The sequence below is a fragment of the Sulfurimonas sp. genome, assembly GCF_032250635.1.
GTDB lineage: Bacteria > Campylobacterota > Campylobacteria > Campylobacterales > Sulfurimonadaceae > Sulfurimonas.
This window is the reverse complement of the sequence record NZ_JAVVFL010000064.1, coordinates 1-9,948: the sequence shown is the minus strand read 5'-3', so window position 1 is coordinate 9,948 and position 9,948 is coordinate 1. Positions and strand designations below refer to the sequence as shown.

Genomic DNA, 9,948 nt, shown 5'->3' with positions numbered 1-9,948 from the left:
CAACGGTTGACCCAACAGTAACTCTTGCAGCAGATGCACCACTAGTAATAGTTATACCAGATTTGAATCCTGAAATTGTTCAAGATTATGAAGATGAAACTTTTACAAATTATGATCCAATGATTAACTCTAGTACTAGTACTGGTATTTTAGAATTTGATGGATATGCAAGAAGTGTTTCTATGACAATTAAAAGTTTTGATGGAAGACCAGGGAATGATACTGGAATCGTTGAATTGTTAAGAGATGGTGTAGTAATAGAAACTTATTCTTTAAATGATTATCTGACTACAAATCCTAGTGGATCAAAAGGTATACCTCTTACTTTTACATCTGATGTTTATTTTAATGAAGTTCGTGTAAGTAATACATCTACAAATGATCAATTTAAAGTCGAAGACGTAACTCTTGTTTCCCCTTATTTAGTGACTTATAGTATTGATGCAAGTGCAGCAGTGACAGATGATGGTGAAATTTTGAGTAATCTTATACTCAAAGTTCCATCTTCTTTAGATGGAGTATTAGTAGTTGACGGTCTTGCACCTAATGCTATTTTGAGTGCAGACGGTGAATATAATTACTATTCTATTCCTGCAGAGAATGAGGGGGTAGAATTTATATTTGATTTTGCTGATGAACTTACCGCGACGGAATTGACTAATTTAGGAACTTTAGTTGATACTATTACTGGTAGCGCAACTTCTTGGGAAAGTGGGGATGGTTTCGCACTTGCTGCGAGCAGTGGCAATGATACAATTGCAGGAACTACTGAAGATAATGAAATTTCTGGAGAAGACGGTGATGATGTTATTTTCGGAGGGGATGGAGTAGATACTCTCTATGGCGGAGATGGTGATGACACAATAGCTGGCGAGGTTGGAGATGACACTATTGATGGTGGTGCTGGAGCAGATGCTCTATACGGTGGTGCAGGTAATGACACTATTGAATATGACGCTTTTGACACTGAGATAGATGGTGGAACTGGAGTAGATACGCTTATAGGAAATTCAGAGACTATTAATCTCTCTAACGTCTCTAACATTGAGGTAATTCAGTTAAACTTAGGAACATCGATAGTAGGAAGTGGTGTTGATGCAGGGATTAATGCGCAAGATGTTATTGATGCAACAGAATCTGGAGTATTGATAATTCAATCAGCTGATAGCGATGCTTTAAACAGTGTAAATATAGATGAAACATCGTTTACTTTTACTGAAAATGTTAATGTTGACGGTCTTGATTATGCCCAATATACAGGTACTTTTGATGGAGATACCGCGACATTATTGATAGAACTAAATGACTATATCGGGGTTGAGTAATAACTTCTACTTTACTTGTAGCCATACGGCTGCAAGTAACTTTTTTTGTTAATACCAAAGTACTATTTACATGTAAATTTATATATGTTAGTATTTTCGCATAAATAAAACTCGGAGGTGTAAGATGGCTACTGGAAAAGTTGTAGGGCAGATACAAGTAACGCAGGGAAACATAAAAGTTGTAGGTGCGGATGGTGTAATTCGTGAACCTGTGTACGGTGGTTTGATGTTTGAAAATGAGCAGATTATCAGCAATGATCCAAATGCTCTATTTCAGATAAAATTTTTAGCACTTCCTGAGGCATCTGCGTATGACGGTGTTTTTAGAATTTTGGCAGACGGAACTGCTCTTCATGGAAGAGATGCTATGGATAGTATAGCTAGTGAAGTGGAAGTTGAAGATTTAGAAACGGCAGCAGGTGAAGAGGGCGCAGAGGGAAGTTCGGCATTTACAGAGACGGATATTGTGGCAGACTCCAGTGTACTTGGATTTAACAGAGGTCCAAACAGTGCACTTGGGTTTGGCGTAACTGAATTTGGCACAGAAGATATTGTTTATGATATTGCAAAACTCGATGTCACTTCTCCCGATGCCGTTGAATCCGATGTTATTCCATCTGACGTAACTCCGCCTTATGTTAATCCATCTGACTTAACTCCGCCGATTTTTACATCTTCTAACATAGCCCTTTTTAATGAGACGGACACAGCTCCTGTTTCGCAGGTTACGGCAAGCAGTGAAAATGGTGTTAACTATAGCATCTCAGGAGGGGATAGTGAACTATTCACTATTGACCCACTAAGCGGTGTTTTAAGCTTTAAAGAGGCTCCCGACTATGAAAATCCAAAAGATTCGGATGGTGACAATGAGTACAACTTATATGTAACAGCAACAGACTCAGCGGGAAACTATGCAACTCAACTCCTATCCGTTTCAATCAATAATATTATAGGAAATGTAGAGACTGCTCCGGCTGAAAGCTTGGTTCTACATACGTTTGATGGTCCATATAATGAGGGCTGGAGCGGCGAAGGCAATGAGAGCGCTATCGGCGAAAACAATAGTACAATTCCGCCAAATGAGCTGGGTTGGTTTTATGAAGACAGCAATACAAGGTCACATGATTTTGATCTGAGTGATCATGCAGATGAAGAGATAAATATTTCGTTTACGCTTGGCGTAAATGAGTGGGAAGGTGATGATACCTTTATAGTAAGGGTTTATGACAGTGAAAATAGTGTAATACAAACTCAGACATACTCTCCTGATAGTGATGGGTTTGGGTATTATGACTACGACTTTGATGTTACTGTTCCTAATGATGGGATTATTAAGGTTGAATTTCAATCTGAAAATACCGTAGATCATGGGGGAGACAAGGAAGCTTGGAGTATTGACAACTTTGAGATAAGCGGTTCAAATGGAGAGCAGCTTCTTACGTTTGAGGGGGAGAGCTCTTCCGGTGGTACGATAGATATTGGGGTTTTGTTAGATCAAAATAATGATTTTGAGGGCGATGCTCCGGACTCCGTAGATGAAATCGATCTCTCTAGCGGTGATTATACTTTGTCAAATATTACATTGGCAGACGTCATCGATATAACGGACGGTGATAATGTACTTAAAGTCACGGGAGAGAGCGGTGATAGCGTTAATAATTTGGCAGACAACGGATGGGTGCTTGATGCTTCCCCAACCATCGCGGAAGAGGGTTATGCCACATATACAAATATAGCAGACTCAAGCGTGCAGCTTCTTATCGATGTTGATATACCGATTGAGAGTGTCTGACTATTTAAATTTTAGTGCTAATGAGATTCTATCGGTTACGTTCGCCTTTTCAAATATATGGTGAATGTGACCTTTTACGGTAGAGAGCGCAATCTTCTCTTTTTGTGCAATCTCTTTATTGCTTAATCCCTCAGATATCATGAGTGCTATGTCTTTTTCTTTTTCTGTCAAACATGACATAAATTCCGGCTCATTATTATTCTTGTTTTGCATATATTTATTGATTATAAAGTAAGTCAAATCAGGAAATAGCCAGTTATTCCCAGATTCGATACTAGAGAGCATTTTTAGTAAGTTATCTTTGTTTATATATGAATTTTCATATCCTCTAATACCGTTTCCAAGTAGAGTTGATGCATGATAGACTTCAGGAACTGCATTAAAAATCAGAATAACTGCGTGTGGATACTTTTTAAACTTAAGCAGAGCATCTTCAATACTTGGTATGCTCATCTCATCTAGCATGACTATGATTTTTTCATCATGTTTTGCTAGATACGCAATCAACTCATCAATCTCTTGGATAGAAACCGTATTGTAGGAGTTTTTTAAAGCACTCTCCCAATGTTTTTGGATAGAAGACATATTTGTAAATAAAATAATATTTTTCATAAGTTACCTTTCACTCAGCACGTTTTCTCGTGCTCGCAGAATTGGTTTTAAAATATAGTCCAGTACGGTTTTTTTACCTGTTATAATGTCCACATCTGCAGTCATCCCGACTATGATGTTTAGTTTTTTGTCTTCATTTCCCAGGTAGTTTTTATCAGTTTTTATTTTAACAAGATAGTAGTTTTGTCTGCTTACTTCATCGTAAATCGTGTCGGCACTTATATGGGTGAGAGTACCTTTTAGTGAACCATATATTGCAAAATCATAAGCAGAAAATTTTACTATCGCACGCTGTCCTGGGAACAAGAAAGCGATGTCCGCAGGTCTTATCTTCGCCTCAACAAGCAGATTATCTTGAGTCGGCACCACTTCAATGATATCCATTCCGGGTCTAACAACACCGCCTACGGTATTTACAAGCAGCTGTTTTATGGTTCCATCAACCGGTGAGCGCACAAACGTACGTTTTACCTTGTCTTCTCTGGCAATATTTGCTCTTTCGATTCTAGACATTTCAGCTTTTGTCTCGTTGAATTTTTCTTTAGCAGCATTGCGAAATCTAAACTCAACTTCTTTCATGTTGTTTTTTTGCTCTTCTATGATGGAGTTAAGACGCGGAATTGAGAGTTTTGTTGATTTCATCTGCCCTTCAATAGTGCTCGCCTCTCTTTGGAGTTTCAGGTACTCAACCTCTGACACTATACCCTTGTCGACGAGCGGCTTATTGAGTTGCAGCTCTCTTGTGATAAACTTAAAATTTTTTGTAAGATTGTCCAGCTTTGCTTCAGCCTCTTTTAGTTCATCCTTTTTCTGCTCTAAGCGGTGTTTATAGATAAGTATGTTGTTATCCAACTGCTCTTTGTTGCTAAAGTAGAGGGACTCTTCATGCTTGATAAGCTCAGGAGAGCTTTTTCTGATTGTATCACCAACTTTAAAGGGCTTGCCCGTAGATTCAGCTAAAAGACGCATACTCATTGCCTGAAGCTCGTTGTAGCGGAGTTGACTCTCTATAAAATTACTTACAAAACTTGTGTCATCAATTTTTATGAGAATATCTCCTTTTTTTACCTCTTCGCCTGCTTCAACAAGAATTTCGCCGACAATCCCGCCTTCAAGATTTTGTATAACCTGAACTTTAGTGGATGGGATGACTTTTCCCTGCCCGCGTGTTAGAGCGTCAATCTCTGCATTATATGCCCAGTATATTATCCAGCCGATAGATAAAGCACCAATCCACAGCATAAGTTTGGTGCCCATTGATCTATTCATCAGCATCGCTGCACTTACTGAGTTCATATACTCTAAATCTTTCTCATCTTTAATGCTAAGATTTTTAATATCTTTTTTGTTGTAAGAGTACTCTACAAACTTATCTTCTAAACTCATTGTGTACTCTTTTGCGGTGATCTGAGTTGTCGTATAACGTCATCATGCGCCCCGTCTAAAACAACCTTGCCTCTGTCTAGTAAAATCAGTCTGTTTGTAAGAGAGAGCAGTATGTTTTTATGAGATATTAAAATCATTGTACGACCTTTTTGGTAACTGCTAATAGCTCTTATAAAGTGGTTTTCATGAGTGCTGTCCATGGAGTTTGTAGGCTCGTCAAGAAGTATAACAGGAGCCGGATGTATAAATGCGCGGGCTATGGAAATGGACTGTTTTTGTCCGCCTGAGAGTCCATCGCCTCTCTCCCCGACTTGCATGTCGTATCCCATAGGGTGAGAATCTGCAAAGTAGCTGATCCCGCTTAATTTGGCAACATTTAAAATCTCTTCATCGCTTGCACCAGGTGAGCGCAGAACGATATTCTCTTTAAGCGTCCCCTGAAACAGAATAACCTCTTGGGGTACATATGAAATATTTCGTCTCAAATCAGCCGGGTCTATCTGCTTTATGTCTATGCCGTCTATAAGAATAGAACCTTCTGTGGGCTCATAAAGCCCAAGTATAAGCTTTTCTATGGTTGTCTTCCCTGAACCGTTGGTGCCTATTATGCCTACTGACTCTCCGGGATTTATTACAAAACTTACGTCATCAAGAACTCTGTTTTGAGTATCTGGATAAACAAAACTTACATTTTTAAACTCTATCTTTCCTTTAAAAAATGGACGCTGTACAAAATTTTTGGACTCTTCTCGCTCAACTGAGAGTTTCATAATGGAATTTATTACATCATAAGCTGTTTTGGTCTGCTGAAAATTAGCAATTAACGCTGCAACTTGACCTAGAGGAGCAAGCATTCTTGAGCCAAGCATAACGACTGCTATAAGTCCGCCCATAGTTAAAGCATTGTCGCCTATAGCATAAACACCGCCTATAATCAAAGAGATAGTGTTTAGTTGAACTATAAAGTTTACAAATGTTGAGATAGAGTTTGATAAAATTTTAGACTTCAATCCCTTTTGCGCAACATCACCTGTAGCTTCCTCCCATTTCCATTGGTAGCGTCCGCTTATTCCCAGAGCTTTTATGGTCTCAAGTGCGGTTAGTGACTCTATAAGCACAGAGTTTTTATGGGCAGAGGCTTCATAAGTACTCTGCACACTTTTTCTCATCGGCTTTTCAACAAATACGCTGTACATAATGATTATAAGAGCACTTACTATAGGAATGGCAATTAGCCAGCCGCCTATAAGATAGATAATAAATAAAAATATAATTGTAAAGGGTAGGTCGATTATGGTTGCGATGGAAGAGGCGGTAAAAAAGCCTCTTATGGAGTCAAAATCTTTTAAATTGCTTGCAAAAGAGCCGACTGAACGAGGTTTGGATGCTATTTTTAGATTTAAAACATGCTCAAATATTATGGATGACATGATAACGTCGCTTTTTTTTGCGGCATTTTCAAGAAAGTAGGAGCGAAGGAACTTTAGAGTTATGTCAAAAATGTAGATAACTACAATACCTGTAGAAAAGACCCAGAGAGTGTCCATGGCATTGTTTGGTACAACTCTGTCATATACGTTTAGTGTAAAAATCGGAGTTGCCATAACAAAAAGATTTATTAAAAATGAAGCGACGATTACATCCGTGTAGATTCCAAAAAAGTATCTAAGCGTTCCCCAGAACCAGTGGTGATTGTCATGTTTTAAGAGACGGTTATGCGTGTCTTTATACTCATGATTATGTTTAAGCAGATATGCAAAGTTAATATATTCGGCTTCTAAGAATTCTGATTCAACCCAGTTCTCGCCTTCACCGGCTTCTGGAAGAATGATTTTGGCATGTTTTCTATCGGGGCTTATTTCTGTTAAGATGCAGGCTCTCTCGCCATTTTCATTACCCTTTAAAATCAGGATTACAGGCAGAAGCAGAGGGGATATATCTTTAAATGAGTAATTTACCAACTTAGAGCTAAATCCGGCACGCCCAGCTGCACGGTGAAAAGCTGATTTTGAATCTTTTGCATCAAGCGAAAAAAGTCTAGGCGTTGTTCTTCCCGGAGGGATTGGCAAGTCAGCAATAAGTGCATCAGCACTGTATGGACGATTGTAGAGCTTGGTAAAAATTACCAAGCACTCCAATAGAGGATTTTCTATAATACTACTCAACTGTAATATTCATCTCTTCTAAAATTTTACCGGTGTAAGATAAGATTTGATAGTAAGAGATCAGTCTATCGTATTCAGCCGTAGTTTTGCGGTTTTTTGCACTGTTGTACTCTAGCTCTATATTTAAAAGGTCGATGATACTTCTTCTTCCAAGTTCATGCTCTTTTTCATAGTCGGAGACAGTTTCGCCGCTTGATTTTATAGTGTTATCAAGATGAGCCAGCTGCTGTTTTGTCGACTCAAACGTCTGCCATGCAATCTCTGTATAAGCTTTTATATAGCGTCTTGCATCTGCAAGTGTGCTGTTTTTGTTAAGCAATCTATGTTGATTTGCCTGTTTGTTTGCTTTGTCTGCCAAACCGTTAAAGATATTGTAGTTTAACACAAGAAGTGCGTTGTAACCGGAGTTCTCTTCAAAAGCGCTTGGTGTAGGGGTTGGAGCATCAACTGCCACTCCATGCACATGTTTGTCCCAGTAAGCTTCGAGTTTAATATCTGCTTTTGGATAATAGGGCGCATTTGAGCGCTTTAGCGCCGCCGTCGCAACTTCGATATCCGCATTTGACACTTTAATCGTAGGATTGTTCTGCATAGCAATCTCAACCAAAGAGTCTATGTCATTAGCAGGGATATCTCCAATAGAAGGTTTTTCCAAATCTGCTACGCTTATATCTCCTGGTAAAATACGCTCAAAGCTAGAGACGGCATTATCATGATTTTGTTCCGCCAGGTATTGGATGCTTAGAGCATTTTCATAACGAGCAAGTGTCTGCTTATAGTCAGAACTACGTCCAACTCCTGCTTTTACCTTCTCATCTATCTGCGAAAGGTACTTTTCATGAACCGCTACATTCTCTTTAGCAATCTGGAGCAGTTCATGAGTTCTAAGTAACTCAAGGTAGTATGTAGCAGTTGCCAACGCCATATCATTTGCACTCTCTTTTAGAGTGTCGTTTGCCGACAATATAAGCGCTTTTTGTTGTTCAACTGCGTATTTCGTGTCTAGGCCTGAGAAAACATTCTGAACGAGTGTCGCAGAAGCATCTTGTCTTATTAATGTTTCTCTCACACCTTCGTTTGCTACAGTTTTTGTAAATTCTGGACCGACTGAATATGACAAGTCTAAAGATGGTAAATAACCAGCTCTTGCTCTACTCAGTAACTCTTTTTGAACATTTCTATCCTCTTTTTTCATTTCTATTTGAGGATGCGTCTCAACCGCTTTTTGCACCGCCTCGCTAAGAGACATTGCACTAGCAAGCATAGGTATTAAAACCACCGATAATAATATAGAGCGCTTCATTTGAAATCCTTTGTTTTTACTTCACTCAGTATACTACTCAAAATATTAAGTATTTATTAACTTAGGTATAAGCTAAAACTATTTTTTCATATAATACCGCTAAAAGTCAAAGCAGTGTATAATTTGACAGGTTAGATAGCGGTAAAAAGGCGGTTAGAAGATGCAAATAAGAGTCTATTACGAAGACATTTTTTGTCTTACTTATTGGAGAAAATCGCCTAAAATAGGAATTTTTAGAAATTTAATTCTTAAGAAATTTTTATTTTAAGTGAGATAATAGACAAGTTTTTGGTCAAGTATTACCTTGCTCAAATATTTCTTTTCTGGGTATAAAAATATATCTTAAATATTGAATATCTATTTTTTGGGTATGTAATCAATTTGGCAAGCAAAAATCTCTTAAAATAGAAGTTTTGCAAGTTTGGCACTTTAGCAATTTATCCAAAATAATACTTATTTATCTTAAGAGAGCTCTCTTCCCTTAATTCCCTAGAATAGAACTTATCCGAGCTACAAGGACTTCTCTCACTTATCTTTTTTATTGTTAGGTTTAAAAACATGAATATTTATAAAGAAACTGATAAAAGGAAGATAACAATGAATGATATAAATTCTAGTACAGGTTTACCAATATCAGGTGGAGGAGTTGACAAAATATCAACAGCTTCTCTTGTTTTTTAAATTTTTAGTAACACCAAAAATATTAACCCCATCCCTAAAAACAAGCCTCCCAAGCTTATCTTTAGTAATATCCCAGCCACAGAGCCTTTGATAAATATCTGTTTGAATAGTTCTTTTAGAAACATTAAACTCCTCTGCCAAAGATGAGATAGTCGGTCTTTCGTCTTTAGAGAGCATAGAAAGTATGGAGATAAGTCTAAAGAGTGCTTTATTCAACTGTTACAAACTGGGGAGTGATGAGAGACGGCAAACCCATGATAATTCCAAACTGGGTAGAACCATTTTTGGAATACTACGAAAAAGCAAAAAAATTAGAGTATGTTATGAGTGAGATCTGCCAAAAGATAGAGAGTGTTAAGGGCTAATCGAAGATTATCTCATAAGCAGTATTTCTTCCGCTAGTCCCCTCTTTTTGTCTTATACAGCCAAGCTCTAAGAGCTGTGCTATGTCTCTTGATGCATTTGTCGATGCGGTGTCGGCGATGCTCATATATTTCTTTTTGCTCAAGTTCCCTTGGAAATTTTCTGCTCCCATATCGAGTATAAAATTAAGTACTTTTATCTCTCTTGCATTAAGCTCATCATTTTTGTGTCTATCCCAGAACTTCGTTTTTTGTACGATATAGTCAAGCTTTTTTTTGGTATCAATAAGTGCATTATGCAGAGTAGATAAAAACCACTCGC

General features: G+C 38.0%; 8 protein-coding genes and 1 pseudogene. 3 read left to right on the top strand and 6 right to left on the bottom strand.

Annotated elements, in window-relative coordinates; translation table 11 throughout:
• Both RQ763_RS05425 and RQ763_RS05420 read left to right on the top strand, forming a co-directional pair.
• A partial coding sequence (locus RQ763_RS05425; RefSeq protein WP_314151641.1) for a calcium-binding protein occupies positions 1-1,325 on the top strand: 1,325 nt, incomplete at its 5' end.
• A gap of 124 nt (positions 1,326-1,449) precedes the next feature.
• Entirely contained in the window at positions 1,450-3,117 is a 1,668-nt protein-coding gene (locus RQ763_RS05420; RefSeq protein ID WP_314151640.1) for a cadherin repeat domain-containing protein, read from the top strand.
• Here the strand turns inward: RQ763_RS05420 and RQ763_RS05415 are convergent, their stop codons facing one another.
• The 5 genes from RQ763_RS05415 to RQ763_RS05395 all read right to left on the bottom strand — a co-directional run bounded on the left by RQ763_RS05415 (position 3,118) and on the right by RQ763_RS05395 (position 9,480).
• Complete coding sequence (locus RQ763_RS05415; protein ID WP_314151639.1) at positions 3,118-3,729, bottom strand: response regulator transcription factor; 612 nt, start codon at positions 3,727-3,729, stop codon at positions 3,118-3,120.
• Positions 3,730-3,732: 3 nt separating this feature from the next.
• A complete protein-coding gene (locus RQ763_RS05410) occupies positions 3,733-5,115 on the bottom strand; it encodes an HlyD family type I secretion periplasmic adaptor subunit (RefSeq protein WP_314151637.1) in 1,383 nt (460 codons plus the stop codon).
• Complete coding sequence (locus RQ763_RS05405; RefSeq protein WP_314151636.1) at positions 5,112-7,280, bottom strand: type I secretion system permease/ATPase; 2,169 nt, start codon at positions 7,278-7,280, stop codon at positions 5,112-5,114. Before RQ763_RS05405 ends, RQ763_RS05410 begins: the two co-directional genes overlap by 4 nt.
• Complete coding sequence (locus tag RQ763_RS05400) at positions 7,273-8,583, bottom strand: TolC family outer membrane protein (protein WP_314151635.1); 1,311 nt, start codon at positions 8,581-8,583, stop codon at positions 7,273-7,275. Before RQ763_RS05400 ends, RQ763_RS05405 begins: the two co-directional genes overlap by 8 nt.
• A gap of 657 nt (positions 8,584-9,240) precedes the next feature.
• Positions 9,241-9,480, bottom strand: a complete 240-nt coding sequence (locus RQ763_RS05395) for an HTH domain-containing protein (protein WP_314151634.1) — start codon at positions 9,478-9,480, stop codon at positions 9,241-9,243.
• Between RQ763_RS05395 and RQ763_RS05390 the strand changes: the two genes are divergently transcribed.
• A complete protein-coding gene (locus RQ763_RS05390; RefSeq protein WP_314151633.1) occupies positions 9,468-9,629 on the top strand; it encodes a hypothetical protein in 162 nt (53 codons plus the stop codon). The two genes, RQ763_RS05395 and RQ763_RS05390, sit on opposite strands and share 13 nt — an antisense overlap.
• On the opposite strand, the pseudogene RQ763_RS05385 reads toward RQ763_RS05390, so the two are convergent.
• Positions 9,626-9,948: pseudogene (locus RQ763_RS05385) on the bottom strand (Fic family protein); the annotation flags it as partial. The gene RQ763_RS05390 and the pseudogene RQ763_RS05385 sit on opposite strands and share 4 nt — an antisense overlap.